At 56.5% G+C, this 24,180-nt stretch carries 24 protein-coding genes and 1 tRNA gene; 14 read left to right on the top strand and 11 right to left on the bottom strand.

The window, feature by feature from the left end:
- Window positions 1–121: 121 nt before the first annotated feature.
- Window positions 122–2,092 (bottom strand): lytic transglycosylase domain-containing protein, encoded by a 1,971-nt coding sequence (locus tag CAGGBEG34_RS06215; protein ID WP_006682928.1) that lies wholly within the window; start codon window positions 2,090–2,092, stop codon window positions 122–124.
- A gap of 61 nt (window positions 2,093–2,153) precedes the next feature.
- Here CAGGBEG34_RS06215 and CAGGBEG34_RS06210 point away from each other — a divergent pair, with 61 nt between their 5' ends.
- The 3 genes from CAGGBEG34_RS06210 to sctT all read left to right on the top strand — a co-directional run bounded on the left by CAGGBEG34_RS06210 (window position 2,154) and on the right by sctT (window position 3,857).
- Entirely contained in the window at window positions 2,154–2,717 is a 564-nt protein-coding gene (locus tag CAGGBEG34_RS06210; protein ID WP_006682927.1) for a 5-formyltetrahydrofolate cyclo-ligase, read from the top strand.
- Between the two features lie 115 nt (window positions 2,718–2,832).
- Window positions 2,833–3,078, top strand: a complete 246-nt coding sequence (locus tag CAGGBEG34_RS06205) for a sulfurtransferase TusA family protein (RefSeq protein WP_006682926.1) — start codon at window positions 2,833–2,835, stop codon at window positions 3,076–3,078.
- Complete coding sequence (gene sctT, locus CAGGBEG34_RS06200; RefSeq protein ID WP_006682925.1) at window positions 3,075–3,857, top strand: type III secretion system export apparatus subunit SctT; 783 nt, start codon at window positions 3,075–3,077, stop codon at window positions 3,855–3,857. Before CAGGBEG34_RS06205 ends, sctT begins: the two co-directional genes overlap by 4 nt.
- 21 nt (window positions 3,858–3,878) lie before the next feature.
- Here the strand turns inward: sctT and CAGGBEG34_RS11950 are convergent, their stop codons facing one another.
- The 7 genes from CAGGBEG34_RS11950 to rpe all read right to left on the bottom strand — a co-directional run bounded on the left by CAGGBEG34_RS11950 (window position 3,879) and on the right by rpe (window position 8,242).
- Window positions 3,879–4,001 carry a hypothetical protein gene (locus tag CAGGBEG34_RS11950; RefSeq protein WP_275226162.1) on the bottom strand — a complete coding sequence of 41 codons (123 nt, stop codon included), beginning with the start codon at window positions 3,999–4,001 and terminating at the stop codon, window positions 3,879–3,881.
- 31 nt (window positions 4,002–4,032) lie between these two features.
- Window positions 4,033–4,623 carry an aminoacyl-tRNA hydrolase gene (pth, locus tag CAGGBEG34_RS06195; RefSeq protein ID WP_006682924.1) on the bottom strand — a complete coding sequence of 197 codons (591 nt, stop codon included), beginning with the start codon at window positions 4,621–4,623 and terminating at the stop codon, window positions 4,033–4,035.
- 196 nt (window positions 4,624–4,819) lie between these two features.
- Entirely contained in the window at window positions 4,820–5,446 is a 627-nt protein-coding gene (locus CAGGBEG34_RS06190; RefSeq protein WP_006682923.1) for a 50S ribosomal protein L25/general stress protein Ctc, read from the bottom strand.
- A 51-nt stretch (window positions 5,447–5,497) separates the two neighbouring features.
- Window positions 5,498–6,451, bottom strand: coding sequence for a ribose-phosphate pyrophosphokinase (locus CAGGBEG34_RS06185; protein ID WP_006682922.1), 954 nt, complete (start codon window positions 6,449–6,451; stop codon window positions 5,498–5,500).
- Window positions 6,452–6,502: 51 nt separating this feature from the next.
- A tRNA-Gln gene (locus CAGGBEG34_RS06180) sits at window positions 6,503–6,579 on the bottom strand.
- Window positions 6,580–6,677: 98 nt separating this feature from the next.
- Window positions 6,678–7,553 (bottom strand): 4-(cytidine 5'-diphospho)-2-C-methyl-D-erythritol kinase, encoded by an 876-nt coding sequence (gene ispE, locus CAGGBEG34_RS06175; RefSeq protein ID WP_006682921.1) that lies wholly within the window; start codon window positions 7,551–7,553, stop codon window positions 6,678–6,680.
- The gene (gene rpe / locus CAGGBEG34_RS06170; RefSeq protein WP_006682920.1) at window positions 7,550–8,242 is read right to left on the bottom strand and encodes a ribulose-phosphate 3-epimerase; all 693 of its coding nucleotides are present in this window, start codon (window positions 8,240–8,242) and stop codon (window positions 7,550–7,552) included. Before rpe ends, ispE begins: the two co-directional genes overlap by 4 nt.
- 50 nt (window positions 8,243–8,292) lie before the next feature.
- Here rpe and bamC point away from each other — a divergent pair, with 50 nt between their 5' ends.
- Window positions 8,293–9,555 carry an outer membrane protein assembly factor BamC gene (gene bamC / locus CAGGBEG34_RS06165; protein WP_203224840.1) on the top strand — a complete coding sequence of 421 codons (1,263 nt, stop codon included), beginning with the start codon at window positions 8,293–8,295 and terminating at the stop codon, window positions 9,553–9,555.
- Window positions 9,556–9,623: 68 nt separating this feature from the next.
- On the opposite strand, the gene CAGGBEG34_RS06160 is transcribed toward bamC, so the two are convergent.
- Window positions 9,624–10,127 carry an Hsp20/alpha crystallin family protein gene (locus CAGGBEG34_RS06160; protein WP_006682918.1) on the bottom strand — a complete coding sequence of 168 codons (504 nt, stop codon included), beginning with the start codon at window positions 10,125–10,127 and terminating at the stop codon, window positions 9,624–9,626.
- Between the two features lie 126 nt (window positions 10,128–10,253).
- On the opposite strand from CAGGBEG34_RS06160, the gene CAGGBEG34_RS06155 reads away from it, so the two are divergent.
- The 10 genes from CAGGBEG34_RS06155 (at window position 10,254) to lepB (ending at window position 21,948) form a co-directional block, all read left to right on the top strand.
- Window positions 10,254–10,982 carry a cyclic nucleotide-binding domain-containing protein gene (locus CAGGBEG34_RS06155; protein ID WP_050009339.1) on the top strand — a complete coding sequence of 243 codons (729 nt, stop codon included), beginning with the start codon at window positions 10,254–10,256 and terminating at the stop codon, window positions 10,980–10,982.
- Window positions 10,983–11,127: 145 nt separating this feature from the next.
- Window positions 11,128–11,784 (top strand): BON domain-containing protein, encoded by a 657-nt coding sequence (locus tag CAGGBEG34_RS06150; RefSeq protein WP_006682916.1) that lies wholly within the window; start codon window positions 11,128–11,130, stop codon window positions 11,782–11,784.
- A gap of 54 nt (window positions 11,785–11,838) precedes the next feature.
- Window positions 11,839–12,309, top strand: coding sequence for a CBS domain-containing protein (locus tag CAGGBEG34_RS06145; RefSeq protein WP_006682915.1), 471 nt, complete (start codon window positions 11,839–11,841; stop codon window positions 12,307–12,309).
- 72 nt (window positions 12,310–12,381) lie between these two features.
- Window positions 12,382–13,152 carry a ferredoxin--NADP reductase gene (locus tag CAGGBEG34_RS06140; RefSeq protein ID WP_006682914.1) on the top strand — a complete coding sequence of 257 codons (771 nt, stop codon included), beginning with the start codon at window positions 12,382–12,384 and terminating at the stop codon, window positions 13,150–13,152.
- A 41-nt stretch (window positions 13,153–13,193) separates the two neighbouring features.
- On the top strand, window positions 13,194–16,052 hold the full coding sequence (gene alaS, locus CAGGBEG34_RS06135) for an alanine--tRNA ligase (RefSeq protein WP_006682913.1): 2,859 nt from the start codon (window positions 13,194–13,196) through the stop codon (window positions 16,050–16,052).
- Between the two features lie 65 nt (window positions 16,053–16,117).
- A complete protein-coding gene (gene acpP / locus CAGGBEG34_RS06130; RefSeq protein ID WP_006682912.1) occupies window positions 16,118–16,357 on the top strand; it encodes an acyl carrier protein in 240 nt (79 codons plus the stop codon).
- Between the two features lie 96 nt (window positions 16,358–16,453).
- On the top strand, window positions 16,454–17,692 hold the full coding sequence (fabF, locus tag CAGGBEG34_RS06125; protein WP_006682911.1) for a beta-ketoacyl-ACP synthase II: 1,239 nt from the start codon (window positions 16,454–16,456) through the stop codon (window positions 17,690–17,692).
- Complete coding sequence (locus tag CAGGBEG34_RS06120; RefSeq protein WP_042688231.1) at window positions 17,664–19,184, top strand: DegQ family serine endoprotease; 1,521 nt, start codon at window positions 17,664–17,666, stop codon at window positions 19,182–19,184. Before fabF ends, CAGGBEG34_RS06120 begins: the two co-directional genes overlap by 29 nt.
- A gap of 20 nt (window positions 19,185–19,204) precedes the next feature.
- Window positions 19,205–20,998, top strand: a complete 1,794-nt coding sequence (gene lepA, locus CAGGBEG34_RS06115; protein ID WP_006682909.1) for a translation elongation factor 4 — start codon at window positions 19,205–19,207, stop codon at window positions 20,996–20,998.
- Between the two features lie 122 nt (window positions 20,999–21,120).
- Window positions 21,121–21,948 carry a signal peptidase I gene (gene lepB, locus CAGGBEG34_RS06110; RefSeq protein WP_006682908.1) on the top strand — a complete coding sequence of 276 codons (828 nt, stop codon included), beginning with the start codon at window positions 21,121–21,123 and terminating at the stop codon, window positions 21,946–21,948.
- 170 nt (window positions 21,949–22,118) lie between these two features.
- Here lepB and CAGGBEG34_RS06105 read toward each other — a convergent pair whose 3' ends face one another.
- Window positions 22,119–23,465, bottom strand: a complete 1,347-nt coding sequence (locus CAGGBEG34_RS06105) for an ATP-binding protein (protein ID WP_006682907.1) — start codon at window positions 23,463–23,465, stop codon at window positions 22,119–22,121.
- Window positions 23,446–24,162 carry an osmolarity response regulator transcription factor OmpR gene (ompR, locus tag CAGGBEG34_RS06100; protein ID WP_006682906.1) on the bottom strand — a complete coding sequence of 239 codons (717 nt, stop codon included), beginning with the start codon at window positions 24,160–24,162 and terminating at the stop codon, window positions 23,446–23,448. Before ompR ends, CAGGBEG34_RS06105 begins: the two co-directional genes overlap by 20 nt.
- Window positions 24,163–24,180 lie beyond the last annotated feature (18 nt).

The following is a 24,180-nucleotide window of genomic DNA, read 5'->3' as shown; positions in this document are numbered from 1 at the left end:
CTTTTAACTGGATCAAGCACTTTCTATGCGTTGCAACACGTTTTGAAACGCTTGATTTTCATGATGCGGCTATCGTCAGTATCTCCTGTATTTGTATGCCTCGCCTAATTGAGAACACGACCTAATGAATATCTGGCGCAACCGTGCCCAGGCGGTTTTGCAGTGAGCCAGCGCGGCCTTCAAATAAAGCGGCGTAATACATCATGTTTGCCATCACCTTCTTCACATAGTCACGCGTTTCACTGAATGGGATGGCTTCCGTGAAGATTGCGCCTTCGACCGGGCGCGCCAGCGCCGCGCGCCAGCGCCGCACGCGCGCTGGCCCGGCATTGTAAGCGGCGGATGCCAGCGCCTCGGAGCCGCCGAACTGCGCCTTCATCATGGCAAGATATTGCGTGCCGAGCAGGATATTGGTATCGGCTGCATCGACCGTGGACGAGGGCAATGTGCCGAGTCCGATTTTGCGCGCCACCAGTTGCGCGGTTGCGGGCATGAGCTGCATCAGCCCGCCGGCGCCCGCGCTCGAACGCGCGTTCATGATAAAGCGCGACTCTTGCCGGATCAAACCGTAAATCCAGTGGAGGCCGAGCTGGGTCGAGCGCGCATAGCGCACCGTGAGTTCGCGCAGCGGCGCAAGATAGCGCAGGCTAAAGTCGTGCTGAACGCGGGTCCGGTCGGCGGTATTGATGGCGCGATGATAAAGCTGGATTCGCTTTGCATATTCCGCAGCCGCGAGCAGCTGGCGGTCATTCATTCCGCGCAGCGTCCAGTTCCATTCCCGATGGCCTTCAAAATACAGATTCAGCGCATAAAAACGCTGCGCCAGCGCAAATCCAGGCAGTGCGCGTATCGGTGCGATTTCGTCTTCGGTCACGGAGACGCGCGCCGGCAGCGTGACGGTACGGCCCAGCGCTTCAGTGGCCAGCTGTCCGTAAAAATCAAAATCTGAGGCAATCCGCTCAAAGCTCTGCGTCGCGCGCTCTTTATCGCTTGCCGCATCAAGCGCGCGGCCATACCAATAGACCCACGCGGATTGAGTGCGCAGTGAGTCCGGCATGGATTCAATCGCCCAGCGCACCATTGGCCAGTCGCCCGCCAGCAAGGCGGTGCGTATTCGCCATTCAAGGGCCGTGTTTGAAAGTTGTGCGTCTTTGGACAAGCGATACCAGCCAAGCGCATCTGGCATCTGTTCAAGCGCGGCACGCCAGGCAATGCCGCCCCAGCCGGCGGCGCGCAATGGCGGCGGCAATTGCGGCGCGATGCGGGAGAACGCCTGCGCCGCCTCGCCAGGCGAGGTGCGCGCCAGACGCGCAACGGCGAGCAGCGCAAGCTGCGCCTCGGAGGGATGGGTATCCGGTTGAATCCGCTCCAGCAAACGCGCGGGCTGCGATGCGGCCAGGCTTAAATACTCCGAATCCGGCTGTTGCGCGCCGAGTGCAGCGGCCATCCGGTTGCCGATTGCAATTTCGCCCATCTCATAGGCGAAGCGCAGGTACGGCCACACATCTTCTGGCGCGAACTGGCCCTGCTGCGCTAGGGTCATCACCAAGTCCGTGCAGCCTTCGCCGTATTTTTTAGGCGCGATACGCAATAGTGCATGCGCTTTCTGCGCAATATCTTCACCGCGCATAGCGCGGGGAATCAGCGCATAGCATTTGACCTGCGGATCGTCGTCGAGCGCGAATTGGGGATAATGCGCCTCAAAGTCGCGCCAGGCGCGGCGCGCGCCGAGTACGAGCAGATAATCGTTACGCATCCGGTCGGCGATTGCCGTGCCGGCGTATTTCTTCAGAAAAGCCAGCACCGGCGCATCGGGCGCGTCCAGACGCGCGCGTCCGGAAGCATCAAACAGCCGCGGCTTGATCGTAAAATAATCCAGATAAGAAGGCACGGGATAGTCCGGAATTTGCGCCGCCAGTTCGAGCGCGCGCCCGGCGTCATTTTTGTGCGCCGCAGCGCGCAGCGCGATAAAAATCTGGTCAGGATTCTGCGCGCCGGCGCGCAGCCGGCTATGCGCCGCGTGGCACGCAGGCAGTACATAAAGCGCAGCAACCGCCATCAAAAGCTGAATAAGGCGAAGGCGTCTGGACATAGGCGGGAACCCGGTGAAAGGAGTATTGAACTTTAAATAACGCATCGCATGCAAGTCTGCTATGTTTCAGGAGTTTCGCACCAAGGCCGCATTGCGCACTGCTTTACTGGCAATCCGTAAAAGGCGCGGCGAAGATGCTGGCCGGGATGCGGCGCTCTCGGCGCGTCTTGCGCAGCTTCTCATTGAATATGCGCCGCGCTGCGCGGCTTTTTACTGGCCAGTGGCCGGCGAATTCGATGCGCGCGCCGTGATTCAGCATTGGTTGCAGCAGGCGTCGGAGCGCAGCGCGGCGCTGCCGGCGGTGAGCAGCGTGCATGCGCCGTTGAGTTTTTATCGCTGGACACCGGCATCAAAAATGAAAAAAGGACGCTTCCAGATTCCGGCGCCCGCTGACGGGATGCCCGCCTATCCCGATCTGCTATTGATTCCGTGCCTTGGCTTTGACGCGGCGCGCATCCGGCTCGGCTACGGCGGCGGTTATTATGACCGCACCCTTGCCGCTTTGCAGCCGCGTCCGGTTGCAGTCGGAATCAGCTATGAATGCGGGCGCGTCAAGCAGTTGCCGCGCGAGGCGCACGATATTCCGCTGGACGTGATATTAAGCGAATGCGCACGCTATGAGTAAGACCGGCGTTTCACACAGCCGCGCTCGTCGGCGCAGCGCTCCTTGCCTACTCATTGGCTGGCAGCAAAGGCGCGCCTTGCCTAATTGAGAACACAGCCTAGAGCATCTTGCAAAAATGACGGTAGATCAGAATCAAAAGATCGATGCAGAAGTGAATGCCTGCGGACTGCACTGCCCGCTGCCAGTCCTGCGCCTTAAAAAGGCGCTCTCAAGCTTGCAGAGCGGACAGATTGTAAAAGTGCGCGTGACCGATCCGCAGTCTGTGCGCGATTTCGCGGCCTTTGCCAAACAGGCGGGGCATCAGATGATCGAAGTGCGCGCGCAGGATGGGGAGTGGAGTGTGTTGATTCAAAAATCATGATGCAGATCACCGCCTGGTTACCGTGGTTGCAGACGCTGGCCTTGTGCATGATGCGTCCTTTTGGAGTGATGGTTTTGCTGCCGGTGATGAGCGCTCGCTCCCTGGGCGGCGCGCTCGCCAGGAATGCGCTCGCTTTGTTGATCGCAACGCCGGTATTGCCCCATGCCTGGGTGGCCGCGCCGGAAGGTTTGGGCGCTTACAATGCTTCCGCGTTTCTAATCACGGGCATCAGCGAGCTATCCGCGGGCCTGGCGATTGGACTGATGGCGGCGGTTCCATTCTGGGCGATGAATGTGGCCGGCGAATTGATTGACACAGTGCGCGGCTCTGGTTTGTCTGAAATTATCAATCCGACGACCGGCGGGCAAGTCTCTTTATTTTCTCTGTTGTTAACGCAGTTGATCACTGCGCTTTTTTTTGTAGACGGCGGTTTTAACCAGTTGCTTGAGGCGATTTATCGTTCATATACGATATTGCCGATAGGCGCGCCTTTATCGCTCAGCCGCGCTACCGCGGCTTTCATCATTGCGCAGTGGCAGTTGATGGTGGATTTGGGCGTTCGTTTTGCGCTCCCTGCGGTTGCAGTGATGATGATGGTGGACTTCTCGCTCGGCTTGATCAATCAGACTGCCGAGCGTCTGGACGTGTTTTTTATCGCAATGCCCGTCAAGTCGTTGCTTGCCTGTCTGGCGCTGAGCATGAGTATGCGGCTGGCGCTGGAAGATTATTTTGAGTGGTTTAGCGCTATTGGGATGTTAATTCATCAGTTATTCACTTAGAACATTTTTCACTGATTTTCCCTATGTCGCTTCTTTGCTCCGTGTATTCGGGATCGCTGCGGGGTCGCCTCCATCGCTTTGCGATGGAGACCTGCTCCGCCCGCATCGATCCCCATACTGTCTTCGCGCTCGCTCCTCGGGCAAATCGACTGAAAAATGCTCTAAAGCTTCCCTCTCAGGCGCGGCAATGCAGCCGGTTCATTGCCTGTGCAGTATTGCCAGCCGCAATATCGGGCAATACTGAAAGCGCGCGGCGGATTGCATCGTGGATGAGCGCCTGTTCTTCAGGAGGCGGCGGACTGAGTACAAAATCGGCGACTTTGCTCTGGGCCTCTTTGGATAAGGAAGCACGCGGATGGCCAATACCGATGCGCAGCCGCCAGTAATCCGGCGTGGATAAGCGCAGCGTGATGTCCTTTAAACCATTGTGTCCGCCGCTGCCACCGCCCCGCTTGAGTTTGACCGCGCCGGGCGGAAGCTCAAGCTCATCATGCGCAATCAGAATTTCTTCGGGCAGGATTTTGTAGAACTGCGCCAGCGCGCACACAGAGAGGCCGGAACGGTTCATAAAAGTCTGAGGCTGCAGCAAGCGCAAACTCAGGCCGCAAAAGCTGATATGCGCGACATCGCTGTGAAAACGCGCTTCCGGGCGCAATATAGCGCCTGCGTTGCGCGCGATTGCGTGGATGACCCAGAAACCGGCGTTATGGCGCGTTGCCGCATATTCCCCGCCTGGATTGCCAAGACCGGCGATCAGCTTGATCACATCACTTCTCTAGAGCCTTTTTCAGCGGCTTGCCCTGTATCGCCAAGCGACTTTAGTTCGATACGGCGTCATCGCCGCTCACCGTATTACTCATACTGTCTTCGCGGCTGCTTCCTTGTCTCAAACTAAAGTCGCTTGGCTATATCGCTTCGCGCCCGCCGTATTGCTCATCCAAAAAGGCTCCCGCCAGTCATCTCTATGCAGCGGCTGACGTGTCATTTCCTTCGCTGGTTGCGCTCTCCGCGCCAGCCTCTTCTGTTGCAGAGGGCACGGTGGCGGACAGGATCACAGGATTTTCCTGAGACAGATAGAGCGCGAGTTCAACATGAGACGGCAGCGATACGTCCTTGATATGCAGAGATTGACCTGCGCTCAGTTCCGACAAATCCACTTCAATAAATTCAGGCAAATGCGCGGGCAGACAGATGATTTCAATTTCAGTCATCACATGGGTAATGATGGCTCCGCCCAGCTTAACCGCTTTTGAGATTTCTTGATTCAAATAGTGAAGCGGCACTTTTTTGTGAATTTTCTTCTCCGCCTCAACGCGCTGAAAATCGATATGGAGCACCGCCGGTTTGAACGGATGGCGTTGAACATCTCGCAAGAGTACCGGTTGCGATGCGCCGTCCAGTTCAAGGTCGAGAATCGAAGCATGGAACGCCTCTTTCTCAAGCGCATGAAAAAGCGCGTTTTGGTCCAGTGCGATCAGTTGCGGCGCGCTGCCCGCGCCATAAATAATGCCAGGCGTTTTTCCGCTGCGACGCAGACGGCGGCTCGCGCCCGTACCCTGCTGGCTGCGCGATTGCGCGATCACTTTCATCATACTCTCCCGTTAAAGATAGACCCGCTCGCTACAATTTGTGGACAGGCTCTAGCTGTCCGCAAACAACGACATCAACGACCCGCCATAGCAAATCCGCGAAAATGTTTCAGCGAATAGCGTCGCGCTCGATAGTTGACGGATTTTCTGGCAATGACGCGCGTCTTCGCGCAGCGCAATCGTGTCAGTCACAATCAGTTCATCCAGTTCCGAAGCAATGATGCGGCGAATCGCATCTCCGGATAATACCGGATGCGTGGCCGCCGCGAAAACGCGGCGCGCGCCGCGCTGCTTTAAGGCGTGCGCGGCTTTGCACAGCGTTCCCGCCGTGTCAACGATATCATCGATGATCATGCATGTACGCTCTTTGGTTTCCCCAATTACATTCATGACTTCGGTCTCGTTGGGTTGAGGACGGCGTTTGTCGATAATCGCAAGCTCAGCGCCCAGTTGTTTGGCAAGCGCGCGCGCGCGCACGACACCGCCCACATCGGGCGAGACGGCGAGCAGATTGTCATCGTTCTGGGTGCGCAGATGGCTCAGTAAAAGAGGGGTTGCATAGATATTGTCCACCGGAATATCGAAGAAGCCCTGAATCTGATCGGAGTGCAAATCCATCGTCACAATCCGGTCCACTCCGGCAATCTGCAGCATATTCGCAACGACTTTGGCGGAAATGGCAACGCGCGCGGAACGCGGCCGCCGGTCCTGGCGCGCATAACCAAAGTAGGGAATGGCCGCAGTAATGCGGCCTGCCGATGCGCGTTTCAGTGCGTCGGCCATAATCACCAGCTCCATTAGATGATCGTTTGCCGGGGCGCTGGTGGACTGCAACACAAAGACTTCCTTGCCGCGCACGTTTTCCTGGATTTCAACGCGGACTTCACCGTCCGAAAAGCGGTTGACAGCGGCTTTGCCGATTGGAAGATCCAGAATTCCGGCAACAGCGCGGGCAAGCTCAGGGTTGGCATTGCCTGTGAATATCATCAGGCGATTATTATTCATTAGAGTCCCGGCAACAGGGCAAGCCGCTAAAAAAACAGGAAAAATGGAGTTTGGCAGGGGAGGAAGGATTCGAACCCTCGAATGCCGGAATCAAAATCCGGTGCCTTAACCGACTTGGCGACTCCCCTAGAGCATTTTTCAGTCGATTTTCCACTGGCGCAAGCGCGAAGACAGTATAGCAATACGGCGCGCGCGAAGCGACACAGGGAAAATCACTGAAAAATGTCTAATATGAGAAAGTAAACAAAGGATGTATAGCCAGGCCCGATGCCACAATGCTGTGCATGCCTTGCGGTAGTTTGGACTGCACGGAGTCAGCGCGCTCTTTATCTTTAAAGGCGGCGAATACGCTTGACCCCGTTCCCGTCATCCGCGCTGGCGCGATGCGTCCGAACCGGTCCAGGAGATGCGCAACTTCCGCATATTTTTGGGCGACAAGCGGTTGCATATCGTTGCGTCCAAAATGATCTGGCCAAAGCGGATTGCGCCGCTGCTCAAGGAAATCTGCAATTTTGATGATTTTCGTATTGCGTGTCAATTCTGGCGCTGCAAAAATATCGGCGCTTGCCGCCTGTACATCCGGCGTGACGATCAAGAAATAACGGTTGGGCAGATCGATAGCGTGCAGGCGTTCGCCAATGCCTTCGGCAAATGCATTGCGTCCAAACACAAAAAAAGGCACGTCCGCGCCCAGAGATAATGCGAGACGCTGCAATTGCACGCGCGGCAGATTCAGTCTCCAAAGCCGGTTGAGCGCAAGCAATACGCAAGCCGCATCCGAACTGCCGCCGCCCAGTCCGGCGCCGATGGGCACGCGCTTGTCAATGCCGATCTCAACGCCCAAAGGGCAGCGCGACTGTGTTTGCAGCAGGCGCGCGGCCCGGATGGCCAGATCATTTTCCTCCGGCACCTCCAGAGAAGCAGTGGCGCGCCGGATGACGGCATCGTCACGCACCCGGAAATGCAGCGTATCGCCATAATCCAGCAATTGGAAGACCGTCTGAAGGGTGTGATAACCGTCGGGCCGGCGGCCTGTAATATGCAGAAACAGGTTCAATTTTGCCGGCGCCAGGCAGGATAGATGCGGTGTCATCTCAGTCATTGAGCGTTCACGGCGCAGTCCGCGAGCGCGCTGCGCATCGCCTGAATCGCGGCGCGATAGTCGGGCTGCCTGAAAATTGCTGAACCCGCAACAAAAGTATCGGCGCCGGCGGTCGCGATGGCGGCGATATTGTCCGCGTTGACCCCGCCATCGATTTCGAGGCGAATTTCCCGGCCGGTGCGCTGGGTATAGGCATCGATACGCGCGCGCGCCGCGCGCAGTTTGTTCAGCGCTTCCGGAATAAACGCCTGGCCGCCGAAGCCGGGGTTGACCGACATGATCAAAATCAAATCAAGCCGTTCCATCACGTGGTCCAGTGCATGCAGCGGGGTCGCTGGATTGAAGGCAAGGCCCGCTTTGCATCCGTGCGCATGGATCAATGCCAGCGTGCGGTCGATATGCTCAGAGGCTTCGGGATGAAAACTGATGATATGCGCACCTGCCTTGGCAAATTCGATGGCGATTTGATCCACTGGACGCACCATTAAATGCACGTCGAGCGGTAACTCTGAATATTTGCGCAGCGCTGCGCAGACCATCGGGCCGGCAGTCAGATTCGGCACATAATGGTTATCCATGACATCGAAATGGATCCAGTCCGCGCCCGCGTCCGCCACTTGACGCGCTTCCTCGCCCAGGCGGGCAAAATCGGCGGACAAAATACTCGCGGCGATGCGATGGCGCGTCATGATACGATCTTCCTGTTTTTTTTCCGATTCTTTCCGATCACCCAATGAAAGTGAAAGCCCACCTTCATCACGCTTTATTCCGCGTTATAGCGCTCTCAACGATTGCAGGCCTTGCCGCTTCGGGGTGCAGCCTGCCCAATACAACGCAGATTGACTACAAGAGTACCGGAAAATCGAAGATATCCGCGCTGGAAATGCCGCCCGATATTGTGAATGCGCCGGAAAATCCGGCTGAGGTATCGAGCCGCGTACTTACGCCTGTGTCTGGCATGCATATTGAGCGCGCCGATCATGCGCGCTGGCTGGTGGTGGAACATAAAACGCCGGAGCAACTTTGGCCTCAACTGCGTGCATTCTGGCAGGCGCAGGGTTTTAGGCTGCTGGCGGATGCTGCCCCGCGCGGCGTTCTTGAAACAGACTGGAAGATATCCCGCGCCCGTCTTGACCAGGGCATCCTCCGTAATACCCTGTCGAAAGTAGACCGGCTTGGCGGCGCTTATATGGCTTCTGAAAAGCATCAATTCCGTACTCGGCTTCTCGCCAAGGCGAACGGCCAGACCTGGATTTCGATTCATCATCAGGCTCAGCGCGAGGCGCTGGGCCTCGCAAAGGAAACGGCGCAATGGCAGGCCGCGCCGAATGATTCGGGTCTGGAAGCGGAATATCTGCAGCGTTTGATGTATGCGCTGGCGGGCGAGGGCATGCCCCGGACATTGACGGGCGAAGGCGCGCACGGAGAACAGCGGCCGCTTAAGGAAGAGGAGGAGGAGCGTGCAATGACGCCTTCCATGCAAGCGCTAGAGCATTTTTCAGCGAGATTGCACAAGGAGCGAGCGCGAAGACAGTATGGGGATCGATACGGGCAGAGCAGGTCTCCATCGCGCAGCGATGGAGGCGACCCCGTAGCGATCCCGGATACCGAAAACGCAGAAGCGACACAGGGCAAGCCGATGAAAAATGCTCTAGCGCCTGCGCAACTCAATCTGAATGCGCCATTTGATCAGGTCTGGCCGCAAACAGGCCTGGCGCTGGAGCGCGCAAACCTGACCATCGCTGAGCGCAACCGTCTGCAAGGCATTTACATCCTGCGTTATGACGCTGGGCCTTCCAAGCCAGCGCAGCCCAGGCGAACCCGCGTGTGGCGCCGGATCTTCCCGAAAAAAGAAGACAAACAGGCGCAGCGGTACCTACTAAAAGTCCAGTCGCTGGATGCCGGCACAACACGGATTTTTATTGAGAATGCGCAGGCAGACGCGGATACATCAGCGCCCGCGCGGCATATTCTGCAATTGCTGCGCCAGCAATTGCATTAGAGCATTTTTCAGCGGCGTGCACTGCGCCGCTTCGCGCTCGCGAAAGTGCACTCTCACTGAAAAATGCTCTAGCTCGCGGCGGACTCTACCGTGATTTCCCGGTAACGCTCTGGACTGCCTGCTTTTTTGGGAATTTCAATCCAGAGCATGCCCTTTTTAAAAGTGGCTTTCACTTTTTCAGTATCCGCGGATTCCGGCAAGGGGATATTCCGCTGGTAGGAACCGTAAGCGATCTCGCGCATCGCGTAATTCTGGCCCTTATCTTTCTGGGAGACGGTTTTTTCGCCTTTGATCGTGAGTACATGGTCGCTGATTGAAATTTTCAAGTCTTCGGGGCCCATGCCTGGCACTTCCGCTTCCACTTTAAACGCATTTTGAGTATCGATGATATCCACGCATGGATGAAGCATCAGATTTTCCCAGTCTCCGAAAGAAGCGGAGGGGCGTTCAAAATCACGATAGAAGTCTTCCATCATCCGTTCAAAAATGGAATCAAATGGCGAAAACAGGTTCCGGCGAACTTGAACGGGAACCGGCAACGGTCGTTTCCAATGCGCTAAAGGATTTTTCATCGTTCTATCTCCAAAAATGTGTATATATGAAAAATCAAAATAATCAGTATATTCTGATTGCATACTCACTACATTGATATGGATCAATGACTATTGAATTCAGATATCGGAGAATCAAATTTTTGAATGATGGATTCGCAATGCCGATATTTCCGTTGGACAAACAAAGCTGTGGTTAAAAACTCATGCAGCGATTGTGCAGCCTATCGCGTTTGCGCGTTCAAAGGCGGAACGGCTCCAGTGTGCAGCGTTCTCGATTCGATGATCGAGGAAGAGTTGTACTTAGAAAAAGGCAGCGTAGTCTGCAATTCAAGCCAGCCGGCGCGTGATTTATATGCGGTGCGCTCCGGCGCGCTGAAAGAATGCACGATTGACCGAGCGGGCAAGGAAAGAGTGATTGAGTTCTATTTTCCAGGCGAAACGGTTGGATTGTATGCGCTCAGTCAGCATACTTACCGCTATTGCGCGATCTCCATTGAAAAAAGCACTGTGTGCCGGATACCGTTTGACAGTCTGCTTGAACGGATCAAACACATGCCGAGGCTGCAACAGAATCTTCTGAACATGATGAGCAGGCAATTATTCAACCGGACCTTGCTGAATCATTTTCAATCCGCCGAGCAGCAACTGGCGGCTTTTCTGATTACTGTATCGCAACGTTGCGCGCAACTTGGACAGTCTAGCGTCCCTCACTGGCTCGGTATATCTCGTCACGACATTGCCGGTTATTTGCAGCTCACGACCGAAACGGTTTGCCGCGTTTTGACCCGTTTTAGGCAGCGAGGGCTGATTACTACCGATAAAAAACAGATTGTGATTCACAAAACCGCAGAATTGGCCGAGTTGGCTTCCTGAGCGCGCACAGTCTTTTGATGGCAGCGCGCGGGCAACCGCTCTGATCCAGATCAATGACCCGCCTGAAAAAGCGCCCTACACTTTTTAAATAAAGCAAATCACTTCAAGTCATTTATGAAATAACTTCTTAAAAGGAGGGATCAGTATGAAAAGCGAGCAACTCTATACGGATGTGATGGACAAACTCACATTCGAACCCAGCGTCGATGCGTCCGATATCACCCTCCGGGTCGATGGCGCAGTCGTCACCCTAGGCGGCGAAGTCGGCAGCTTATTTGAAAAACATGCCGCTGAGCGGGCCGTGCAAAGCGTCTCTGGCGTGAAAGGCATTGCCAATGAACTCAGAATCAAACTCACGCCTGAATGGCAACGGTCCGATACGGACATCGCCACCGCCGCGCTGAATGCGCTGAAATGGAATAGTGCGGTACCCAGGGACCGGATTCAGGTCAGCGTTGAAAGCGGATGCGTCACCTTGAGCGGTACGGTGGATTGGTGGTACCAGTGCGAAGCGGCGGCGAAAGCCGTTCAATGGCTCTCCGGCGTCAAAAGCATTGAAAACCACATCACTTTACAAAGCCATATCCTGCCGCGCGACGTGCAGTCGCAAATCCATCGGGAATTTCATCGGCATGCACAACTGGATGCCGACCGGATTCAGGTGGACGCATCAGGCAGCCGCGTCACTCTCAAAGGCGAAGTACGCTCTTGGTTTGAGCTGGAAGAAGCGAGCCGCGGCGCTTGGTCAGTACCGGGCGTGACGCATGTCGACAATCAGTTGGTGATCCATTATGCAACTTAGAAAAATGCAACTTAGAAAATAGAAAAGGCCAACCTCAGTCACCGGGAGAGCTCAATGATGATGCATGAAGTGTGTCAAATGATGCTAAGCGATATCAGTAAAAAACAGATCGCAACGCTTGCTGGCGAAGATTCCGTTCAAAAGGCGGCGCAGAAAATGCGTGATAGGAATGTTGGCAGTATTGTGGTTGTGAATGCGCAGCAACATCCGGTCGGCATCGTGACGGATCGGGACATTGTCGTTCAGGTCGTGGCAAAAAGCGCGGATCCATCGAGCCAGACGGTCGCTGATATCATGAGCCGGGATTTGTTGATTCTGCGCGCTTCAGATTCATTACAGGAAGCGGCGCGCCGCATGGATGAGAAATGCGTGCGGCGCGCGCCAGTGGTGGACGAGCAGGGCGCTTTATGCGGTCTGATCGCGCTGGATGATGTGCTGATTCTGCTCAGTCAATGCTTGAGCGAATGCGCTGAACTCATTAAAAAACAGGCGAAGTGCGAGGGCGTAGAAACAGAAGGCGCATAAGCAGCGCTTCGTGGTGCGGGCGAAGGTAAAATGATAGAGTTTGTCTATTTTGCATGCTAGCCTTCGCCCATGATGAATCGAATTCACCCGCAGACGGTATTAAGCGTCCATCATTGGACAGATACACTCTTCAGTTTTACCTGCACCCGCGATCCTTCTTTCCAGTTTGAAAACGGACAATTTACGCTGGTTGGGATTGAAGTCGAAGGCAAACTGCTGATGCGCGCCTACAGCATGGTCAGCGCAAATGATGAGGAAAGTTTAGAATTCTTGTCAATCAAGGTGCCGGGCGGGCGCTTAACGTCGCATTTACAATATATCCAGGCAGGCGATTCAGTCTATGTGGGCAAGAAGCCGGTCGGCACTTTAGTGATTGACCATCTGTTGCCCGGCGCAACGCTCTGGCTGCTGGCAACTGGCACGGGTCTTGCGCCCTTTCTCAGCATTATTAAGGATGCCCGTATCTATCAGCGCTACCAGCGCATCATACTGACGCATACGTGCCGGCTCGCCGCCGAGCTGGCGTATCGGGAATATATCACGCAAACCTTGCCGCAACATGAACGCCTCGGCCAATGGGTGCGGGAAAAGCTGGTTTACTACCCGAGCGTGACGCGGGAGCCCTTTATCCATCAAGGGCGAATGACCGATTTGATTGAAAGTGGAACCTTATTTAAAGACTTAAGGCTCTCGCCCTTTACGCCTGAGCAGGACCGACTCATGCTCTGCGGCAGCCCGCAAATGGTCAAAGATACGCGCGCGCTGCTTCAAGCGAGAGGCTTTCAGGAGAGCAGCGCCGCGCAGCCAGGGCATTATGTGGTTGAAAAAGCGTTCGTGGATTGACCAGGAGTGACGTTAATCATTTTTTATATTCCAGCGAGCTCATGCACGCCGCCGAAATTCGCGCCCGGTTTTTAGACTTTTTCGCATCGAAGGGCCATACGGTGGTGCGTTCCTCGCCTTTAATCCCAGGCAACGATCCAACGCTGCTGTTTACGAATGCCGGCATGGTGCAGTTCAAAGACGTGTTCACCGGCCGCGATGCCCGTCCGTATACGCGAGCGGTGAGCGTCCAGCGTTGTGTGCGCGCAGGCGGCAAGCATAACGATCTTGAAAACGTCGGTTATACCGCGCGGCATCATACCTTTTTCGAGATGCTCGGTAATTTTTCGTTCGGCGATTACTTCAAGCGTGAAGCGATTCATTACGCCTGGGAATTATTAACGGACGTGTACCGGCTGCCGCCAGAAAAATTGTGGGTAACGGTCTATCACGAAGACGATGAGGCGTACGCCATCTGGCAGCAACAGATCGGCGTGCCCGCCACGCGCATTGTGCGGATCGGCGACCATAAAGGCGCGCGCTACAGTTCCGACAACTTCTGGCAAATGGCCGAAACCGGGCCTTGCGGGCCGTGCTCGGAAATTTTTTACGATCACGGCCCGCATGTTCCGGGCGGGCCGCCCGGTTCGCCAGACGCCGATGGCGACCGCTATATCGAGATATGGAATCTCGTTTTTATGCAATACAACCGCAGCGCCGACGGCGCGCTCACGCCGCTCCCCAAGCCGTGCGTCGATACGGGCATGGGGCTGGAACGGATTGCCGCGGTGCTGCAACATGTGCAGAGCAGTTACGACATCGATCTGTTTCAGGCGCTGATTCGCGCCGCCACGCGCGCGACCGGCATGACCGCCGCGCCGCCGCGCAAGCCGCTAGAGCATTTTTCAGTGAGATTGCCACTGGCGCGAGCGCGAAGACAGTATGGGGATCGATGCGGGCGGAGCAGGTCTCCATCGCGCAGCGATGGAGGCGACCCCGCAGCGATCCCGAATACACAGAACGGCGAAGCGACACAGGGCAAGCCGATGAAAAATGCTCTAGAAACGGCACTAAAGGTGATTGCCGACCATATCCGCGCCTGTGCTTTTTTGATTACAGACGGTGTAATACCCAGTAACGAAGGCCGCGGTTATGTGCTGCGCCGGATTATCCGCCGCGCTATCCGGCATGGCTATCAGCTCGGCTGCAAAACGCCGTTCTTTCACGCCCTCGTTGTGGATTTGGCGCGCGAGATGGGCAGCGCCTATCCGGAACTCGCGGCAGCGCAGCGGCGGACAACGGATATCCTGCATCAGGAAGAAGCGCGCTTTTTCGAAACGATTGCCAGCGGAATGGCAATGCTTGAAGCGGAGCTGAGCAGCATTGCGCCGCGCGTTCACGCGCGTAGCGATATGGTTTCTCCGCTTTTATCCGGCGAGCTCGCATTCAAACTGCACGATACCTATGGCTTTCCGCTTGATCTGACGGCGGATATTTGCCGTGCGCGCGGTGTGGGCGTCCACGAAGCCGCATTTAACGCCGCAATGGCGCGCCAAAAAGAGCGCGCGCGCTCGGCCGGAAAATTCAATCCGGAACAGGGAAAAATCGAATATCGCGGCGGTAAGACCGCCTTTACTGGATACGAGAGTTTGCGCGCCGACGCCTCAAAAATCGTTGCACTCTATGCGGAAGGCGAAGCAGTTGAACGCTTATACGCTGGCCAGCGCGGCGTTGTGGTTCTGGATACCACGCCGTTCTATGCGGAGTCGGGCGGGCAAGTCGGAGATCAAGGTATGCTCAGCGCGCGTGACGCGCGCTTTGCCGTCACCGGCACATTTAAAATACAGGCAAACGCCGCGGGACATCATGGCACGCTCGAATATGGAGAACTGAGCGTCGGCGATGCGGTGCGCGCCGAAGTGGAGCAGGCGCGGCGCGCGCGCACGATGCGCAATCATTCGGCCACTCATTTAATGCATCACGCATTGCGCGAGGTGCTGGGCGCGCATGTGCAGCAAAAAGGCTCGCGCGTCGATGCAGATAAAACGCGCTTCGATTTTTCTCATTCCGCGCCGCTGAATCGCGCACAAATCCAGCGCGTTGAAGCGCTGGTCAACGCCGAAATTCTGCGCAACGCGCCCACAAAAGCGCGCACGATGCCGTATGACGAAGCCATTCGCAGCGGTGCGGTGGCGTTGTTCGGCGAGAAATATGGCGACTCCGTGCGCGTGCTGGACATCGGTTTTTCGCGCGAATTGTGCGGCGGCACGCATGTGGCGCGCACCGGCGATATTGGTCTGTTCAGGATTGTGTCTGAAAGCGGCGTAGCGGCGGGCATCCGGCGCATTGAAGCGGTCACCGGAGAAGCCGCATTGCGCCATGTACAAATGCTTGAAACACAATTGTTAGCCGCAGCCGGCGCGCTGAAAACCATGCCTGAAGCGCTCTGCGCGCGGATTGAACAATTGCAGCAGCAACTGAAAACTCTTGAAAAAGAGCGCACTCAATGGCAGGCCGCGCAGGCGGCGCGCCAGCGCGACGCGCTCGCCGCGCAGGTGGTTGAGATTGGCGGCGTCCAGGTGCTCGCTGCGCAGGTGGACAATGCGGACGCGCGCGCGCTGCGCGCCGCGGTTGACGCACTGAAAGACCAGCTCAAACATGCAGTTGTCGTGCTCGCCAGCGTTCATGATGGGAAAGTGAATCTGATTGGCGGCGTGACCTCGCCTTGCAATCAGACCATACACGCCGGAGAACTGGTCAATTTCGTCGCGCAAAGAATCGGCGGCAAAGGCGGCGGGCGCGCTGATCTGGCGCAGGCCGGCGGAACGCAGCCCGCGCAATTGTCCAGCGCGCTTCACACTGTCAAAGCGTGGGTGGAAAATCAGCTCAATCTCACTGAGAGATATAGCCCCGCAAAGTAATGGGTGGGTGCTAAACCTGATAAAATGCCCCGCTTGATTTTTACGAATCTGTTCCGGAGGAGTGCATGGATGATATTGAACAGCGCGTCAAGAAGATTGTCGCCGAACAGCTTGGCGTAGCCGTTACGGAAATCAAAGACGAATCCAGCTTTGTCGGAGACCTGGGCGCGGATTCCTTGGACACCGTTGAACTCGTCATGTCTCTTGAAGACGAATTCGGCATGGAAATCCCGGACAAGGACGCGGAATCGATTACGACAGTGCAGCAAGCCGTTGAATATGCGCGCGCCAACGTGAAAGTTTGAGTGATTCCATTTTTACAGTCAGTATCGGCCATAGCGCTTGAGGTGGGATTCTCGCAGGCGCTGTGGCTTTTAATATTTAGAAGAGAGGAAAAGGGCGTGAATCGCCGCCGTGTTGTGATTACAGGTCTTGGACATATTTCTCCGGTTGGAAATACAGTGGAGGCGGGCTGGGCGAATCTGCTCGCTGGCCGTTCGGGGATTGCCGCGATTACCCGTTTCGATGCATCCGGTTTTCCGTCCCGTTTCGCCGGAGAGGTGAAAGGCTTTGATCTCAGCCCTTATTTATCTTCCAAAGAAGCGCGTCATATGGATACCTTCATCCATTACGGGCTGGCGGCCGGTATTCAAGCGATACATGATAGCGGCATCGAAGTCAACGTGGAGAATGCGCACCGGATTGGCGTGATTGCCGGTTCGGGCATTGGCGGTTTGCCCTTGATCGAAGAAACGCATGCCGGATTGCTGCAGCGCGGACCGCGGCGCATTTCGCCGTTTTTCGTGCCCGCCTCCATCATCAATATGATTTCAGGGCATTTATCGATCCGTTTTGGCTTTAAAGGGCCGAATCTCGCGATTGCAACCGCTTGTACGTCCGGCACGCATTCGATTGGCGAAGCGATGCGAATGATTGAATACGGCGATGCTGACGTGATGATCGCGGGCGGCGCCGAATCGACGATTTCCCCGCTTGGAATCGGCGGCTTTGCAGCCGTGCGTGCGCTCTCACAGCGCAACGATGACCCGGCAGGAGCGAGCCGCCCCTGGGACAAAGAACGCGACGGCTTTGTGCTGGGCGAAGGCGCAGGCATGCTAGCGCTCGAAGCGTATGAACACGCGCGCGCGCGCGGCGCGCGCATCTATTGCGCGCTCGCCGGTTATGGCCGCAGCAGCGATGCCTATCATATGACTGCGCCGTGCGAAGACGGCGCGGGCGCTTCCTTATGTATGGCGAATGCGCTGCAAAACGCCGGCCTAAATCCTGATCAGATTGACTATATCAATGCGCACGGCACGTCAACGCCGCTCGGCGATTTAAGCGAAACGCTCGCTGTCAAGCGGACATTCGGCGCGCATGCAGAAAAAATCGTCGTGAATTCAACCAAATCGATGACCGGTCATCTACTGGGCGCTGCCGGCGGCGTCGAAGCCGTATTTACGGTATTGGCGATGCAGCATCAAATCTCTCCGCCGACCATCAACCTGCTGAACCCGGACGCGCAATGCGATCTTGATTATTGTGCGAATGCCGCGCGCGACATGAAAATCGACTACGCCTTATCAAATTCATTTGGCTTTGGGGGAACCAATGGCACGCTTGTGTTTGCACGGATTTAGAGCATTTGCAAAATACTCTAAGGCAGCGGTTTTAAGCGCCGTTTTAATGGCTCTGCCGGCGGCGCGCGCCTCGGCGCTGCCGTTGAGCGCGCCAAGCGCGTTACCCGCTGCGGGTCTGCCCGATTTTTCCACGCTCGTCGAAAAGGTCGGGCCGGCGGTGGTGAATATCCGCACCACGGGGCGCGTTCAGATGATGCAGGGCAACCCTTTCCTGCTGCCGCCCGGTTTTGACGACGATGATGAATTTTCTGATCTGCTGCGCCGTTTCTTTGGCATTCCAATGCCCCGCAGCCCGCAGCCGGATTCCCGGAACAGACGCGCGCCGCGGGATGCGCCGCCCCCGGTTGAGCGCCCGCGCGGCATCGGCTCCGGATTTATTCTGTCCTCCGATGGCGATGTGATGACCAATGCGCATGTGGTCGAAGACGCCGATACGATTTATGTCACCCTGCCCGATAAACGCGAATTCAAGGCGAAACTGATCGGCGCGGATAAACCGACCGATGTCGCGCTGCTCAAAATCAATGCCAGTCAGTTGCCGACTGTGAAAATTGGCGCATCGAGCAGAGTGCGGGTCGGCGAATGGGTGGTGGCCATTGGTTCGCCGTTTGGACTGGAAAGTACGGTGACCGCTGGCATTGTCAGCGCCAAGGGGCGGAATACCGGAGACTATCTGCCCTTTATCCAGACCGATGTCGCGATTAATCCAGGAAATTCGGGCGGTCCGCTGATCAATCTGCAAGGCGAGGTCATCGGCATCAATTCACAAATCTACAGCCGTACCGGCTCTTTTGCAGGTATTTCTTTTTCCATTCCGATTGATGAGGCGATGTCCGTCGTTGAGCAGTTAAAACGCACTGGCAAAGTGGTGCGCGGCCGGATCGGCGTCTATATCGGACCGGTCACGCAAGAGGTGGCGACTTCGCTCGGTCTGCCGCGCGCACAGGGCGCGCTGGTGAGCAGCGTTGAACTTGGCGGACCGGCTGAAAGAGCAGGTCTGCAGGCGGGCGATATTATTCTGAGCTTTAATGGCCAGGCGATTGAGAGCGCAACGGATTTGCCGCGCCTGGTCGGACAGATGAAACCAGGCGCGCGTGCAACGATGACCGTCTGGCGTAAAGGAAAACAACAGCGCTTTGCAATCGCGATTGACGAACTGGCTTCTAAATCCGCGCGCGCCAGCCGCGCGCCGGAGTCGTCATATGAAAACGCTTTGGGCTTGACAGTCAGCGATATTCCAGCGGAACAGCGGGGGGCATTGAAATTAACGCAAGGCGTCCGCGTGGAAGCGGTGGATGGGCCAGCCGCGCGCGCGGGCATACAGCGCGGCGATATTGTCCTGCGCGTAGGCGATACGGATATCCGCAATGCGCGGCAATTTGAATCTATTGTCCGCGCGCTTGAGTCCAACAAAATGGTGGCTGTGCTGATTCGCCGCGGCGATCTGACGCAGTTTGTACCGCTGCGTCCAGTCAGTCCGCGCAAACGCTAAAGCGCGTGGCCCATTCATCGATGCGCCAGATCCGGAACTTTTCCATCATCGCGCATATTGATCACGGTAAATCGACGCTTGCGGACCGGATCATCCAGCATTGCGGCGGCCTTTCCGAGCGGGAAATGTCCGCCCAGGTGCTTGACTCAATGGCGCTTGAGCGCGAACGCGGGATTACGATCAAAGCGCAAACCGCGGCGCTCGTCTATCGCGCCCTTAACGGCGAACCGTATCAGCTCAACCTGATCGACACGCCTGGGCACGTCGATTTTTCATACGAAGTCAGCCGTTCCTTATCGGCATGCGAAGGCGCGTTATTGGTTGTGGATGCGAGTCAGGGCGTGGAAGCGCAAACGGTTGCGAACTGCTATACCGCAATCGATCTGGGACTTGAAATTGTGCCCGTGCTCAACAAGATCGATCTGCCGAGCGCAAATCCGCAGCAAGCCGGCAAAGAAATTGAGGACATCATTGGACTGGATGCGTCGGGCGCGGTGCAATGCAGCGCTAAAACCGGCGCGGGCCTCATTGATCTGCTTGAAACCCTGATTGCCCGCATTCCGCCGCCGTCCGGCGATCCAGATGCGCCGCTGCAGGCGCTCATCATTGATTCATGGTTCGATCATTACGTGGGCGTCGTGGTGCTGGTGCGCATTGTCAACGGCACGCTGGGCGTGAAAGACCGCATGATGTTCATGGCGAGCGGCGCGCAATTCTCAGTCGAACAAATCGGCGTCTTTACGCCCAAATCGCAATTGCGAGAAAGCCTGTCTGCCGGTCAAGTCGGCTTTGTGATCGCGGGCATCAAAACGCTCACCGCAGCGAAAGTCGGCGATACGGTCACGCTGGCGGGCCATCCTGCTTCCGCTCCTCTGCCGGGCTTTAAGGAAGCCAAGCCGCAGGTGTTCGCCGGGCTGTATCCGATTGAAGCAAACCAATATGAGGCGCTGCGCGAATCGCTGGAAAAATTAAAACTGAACGATGCCGCGCTCCAGTACGAGCCGGAATCATCGCAAGCGCTCGGTTCTGGTTTCCGCTGCGGTTTTCTCGGCCTGTTGCATATGGACATTGTGCAGGAACGGCTGGAACGCGAGTTCGGCATGGAGCTATTGACCACCGCGCCGACAGTGGTCTATCAAGTGTTGCAGCGCGACGGCGCGCGCGTCTGGGTTGAAAATCCAGCGCGATTGCCAGAGTCCGCAAAGATAGAAGAGATCCGCGAACCGATGGTGAACGTCCAACTCTATGCGCCGCACGAATATGTAGGCGCAGTCATCACCTTGTGCACGCAGCGGCGTGGCATTCAGACGGATTTGTCCTATCACGGCCGGCAAGCGCACTTAAGCTATCAAATGCCGATGGCCGAAATTGTGCTTGATTTTTTTGACCGGCTGAAATCCGTCTCGCGCGGTTATGCATCGATGGATTATGAATTCAGCGAGTACCGCGCCTCCGACGTTGTTAAAATTGATCTGTTGATCAATGGCGACAAGGTCGATGCACTCTCTATCATCGCGCACCGTTCGCAAAGCCAGGCGCGCGGCCGCGCCTTAGCGGCCAGAATGCGCGAGCTGATTCCGCGTCAAATGTACAATGTGGCGATTCAGGCCGCGATCGGCGCACAGATCATTGCGCGCGAAAACGTCAAGGCATTGCGCAAGAATGTGCTCGCCAAATGCTACGGCGGCGATATCACGCGCAAAAAGAAATTGCTGGAAAAACAGAAGGCCGGTAAAAAACGGATGAAGCAGGTGGGCCGCGTGGAGATTCCTCAGGATGCTTTTTTGGCGGTTTTGCAGGTTGAAGATAAATAGAGATAGGCGTTTCGTACAGCCGCGCTGGCAAGACGCGCCGACGCAGACAGTACAAACTAGTACGGCAAGGAGGCGCAACGCCGCCAGCGCGGCTGTACGAAACGCCCGAAAAAGGTAAAAATATGAACTTTACGCTGATCTTTTCCATTCTGGTACTCGTTACAGGGAGTGTGTGGTGCGCGGACAAGCTATTTTTCCTGCCGCGCCGGCGCCGCCTGGCAGCCGGCCATGCCGATGCGCAGACTCAAAAGGAAGCCTTGCGGCGGCCTGTCTGGCTTGAATATTCAGCGGGTTTTTTTCCGGTTCTGCTGGCCGTATTCATTGTGCGCTCCTTTATCGTTGAGCCCTTCAAAATCCCGTCCAGTTCAATGTTGCCGACGCTCGATATTGGCGATCTCATTCTGGTGAATAAATTTGATTATGGCCTGCGCTTGCCGGTGCTGAACATCAAACTGGTCCAGAACCGCAATCCGCGGCGCGGTGAAGTCGCCGTATTCCGTTATCCCAAAGATGAAAGCATCGATTACGTCAAGCGCATTATCGGCGTGCCCGGCGATGCCGTTGCATATCTGAACAAACAGTTGACGATCAATGGCCAGCCGGTGCCGGAGATCGCCTTGCCTGATTATTTTGACGAGGAGCGGATGGCGTATACGCGGCAATACCGTGAAACCGTGGATGCGCGCAGCCATGTCCTGCTGAAAAATCCGGCTGCGCCAGGCGTTATTATCAATACATACGATTTCCCGTTCAAAGATCATTGCGCCTACACACTGGAGGGCGTGATCTGTACCGTACCGCCAGGCCAGTATTTTGTCATGGGGGATAACCGCGATAACAGCTCCGATAGCCGCTATTGGGGATTCGTCCCGGATCGGAACCTGATCGGCCGCGCGTTTTTTATCTGGATGAATTTTTCAAAGCTGAAGCGGATTGGCCAGTTTGACTGACGCATCCTAGAGTATTTTTCAGTGAGATTGCACTGGCGCGAGCGCGAAGACAGTATAGAGATCGATGCGGGCAGAGCAGGTCTCCATCGCGCAGCGATGGAGGCGACCCTGCAGCGATCTCGAATACCGACTGCGGAGAAGCGACGCAGTGCAAGCCTCTGAAAAATGCTCTAAGTGCGCGGAAAAGTCAATTTCACCTCCAGACCTGGCTCCGGGCTGCAGTTACGCAGTTGGAGCGCGCCCTGACAGCGGCTAACCAGACGCTGTACCATCGCCATCCCAAGCCCCGCGCCATCGCTCTGACTACGCGCCGCAACGCCGCGGTAAAAGGGTCTGGTCACGCGCTCAAGCTGATCCTGCGCAATGCCTGGCCCGCAGTCCCGGATCAATAATTCCATCTGATTCTGCTGTCTGCGCAGCGCGATCTGTACATGCACAATCGCGTCTTCCGCGCTGCGCCCGTATTTGCGCGCATTCTCAAGCACATTATCGAGAATTCGGCGCAGATCGGCAGCATCCGCCTGAATCATGGCGGGTTCGGCCAGTTGCAGCGCGATCTCCATCGAATCTTTGCGCGCAAAGCGGGCAGCCGCCTGACGCACCAGCAGCGCCAGATCGACTTTAGCGAGCGGGCGCGGCAGCGGGCGCGCGTATTCCAGAAAAGAGGCAAGAATGGCATCTATCTGCTCGATATCGGCAATCATCGCGCTCTGCGCCGCCGCATCCGTTGAATTCATTTCAACTTCAAGCCGAAGACGGGTCAGCGGCGTGCGCAGATCATGCGAAATCCCGGCCAGCATTAAGGTGCGATCTTCCTCCAGTTGCCGCAAATCGCGCGCCATTTGATTGAAACTGCGATTCGTCTGGGCAATCACGCCTGAGCCCTGTTCAGCTAATTGCTCTGGCATCCGGCCCGCGCCGATCTGGCGCGCTGCGCGCGCCAGTCGCGCAAACGGGCGATTTACAAAATACGTCATCAGCATCGCGCCCAGCAGCGACAATCCCAATGCAATCAGCGCCCAATCGAGCCAGCGCAGGCCCGTGACAATATCGAGATGCGCGCGGTCAAGCGCGGCCCAGTAGTGAGTATTTCCAATCCTGAAACTGATCCAGATGCCGGGCTTCGCATTCACTGAACGCGCAATCACCGTATCCGCGCCCAAATACTGGCGGACATCGGCTTCGATCATCCGGCTTAATGGCCGCCGCGCCGCGGTTCCAAGCGCCACATCGTCCGGCGTGCGCGGATAGAGACTGACGCCTTCGTTCCGTTCAATATCCCGCAGCAGCGCCGCGCGCAAATCGGGATGCGCATACTGCACCGCCGCGCGGGTCAGTTTGACGATGGACGCCAATTGCAATGCGACGCGCTGCGCATGCGGTTCGCGTTCAAGAATGCGCACGCCTTCAACCCACGCCGCCAGACTCGCCGAAAGCAACAGCGCAATCAGCAAAAAGGTGCGCCGGAACAGTCCGCCGCAGATGATCTCTAGGAATTTAATTCGGGATAAATACATATCCCAGTCCCCACACCGTCTGAATAAAGCGGGGATTGCCCGAATCCTGTTCAATCAATTTGCGCAGCCGCGAGATTTGCACATCCAGGCTGCGGTCGAACACTTCATATTCGCGTCCGCGCGCGAGTTCCGTCAATTTGTCGCGCGACAACGGTTGACGCGGCGCTCGCGCAAAGACTTTAAGCAATGCAAATTCGCTGGTTGTCAACGGCACTTCCTGACCGTTTTTAGTCAAGGCGCGCGTTGCAAGGTTGAGCGTAAAATCGCCGAACTTGAAGATTTCAGTCTGTTCAGAAGGCGCGCTCGGCAACTCTGGCGGCGCGCGGCGGCGCAGCACCGCATGAATGCGCGCAACCAGCTCGCGCGGATTGAACGGCTTGGGCAAATAATCATCCGCGCCCATCTCAAGCCCAATAATCCGGTCTACATCCGCGCCTTTGGCGGTCAACATAATGATCGGCGTGCGGTCCGGGACGGCGCGCAGCCGGCGGCAAATCGCCAGTCCATCCTCGCCGGGCAACATTAAATCCAGCACCAGCAGATCAAAGCGCTCGCGCATGCGCATCCTGTCCATCGCCAGCGCATGCTCGGCGAGCTGCACATTGAACCCCTGCTCCGTCAGATAACGACCCAATAAATCACGCAGCCGGGCATCATCATCCACGATCAATATTTTTGGAGGTTTAGGCGCGTCCATATTCAGTTATCCTCGAGG

The organism is Candidatus Glomeribacter gigasporarum BEG34, from assembly GCF_000227585.1.
In the GTDB taxonomy this organism is placed as follows: domain Bacteria; phylum Pseudomonadota; class Gammaproteobacteria; order Burkholderiales; family Burkholderiaceae; genus Glomeribacter; species Glomeribacter gigasporarum_B.
Note: the sequence above shows the minus strand (reverse complement) of the source record. Positions and strands in the feature narration are given on the sequence as shown.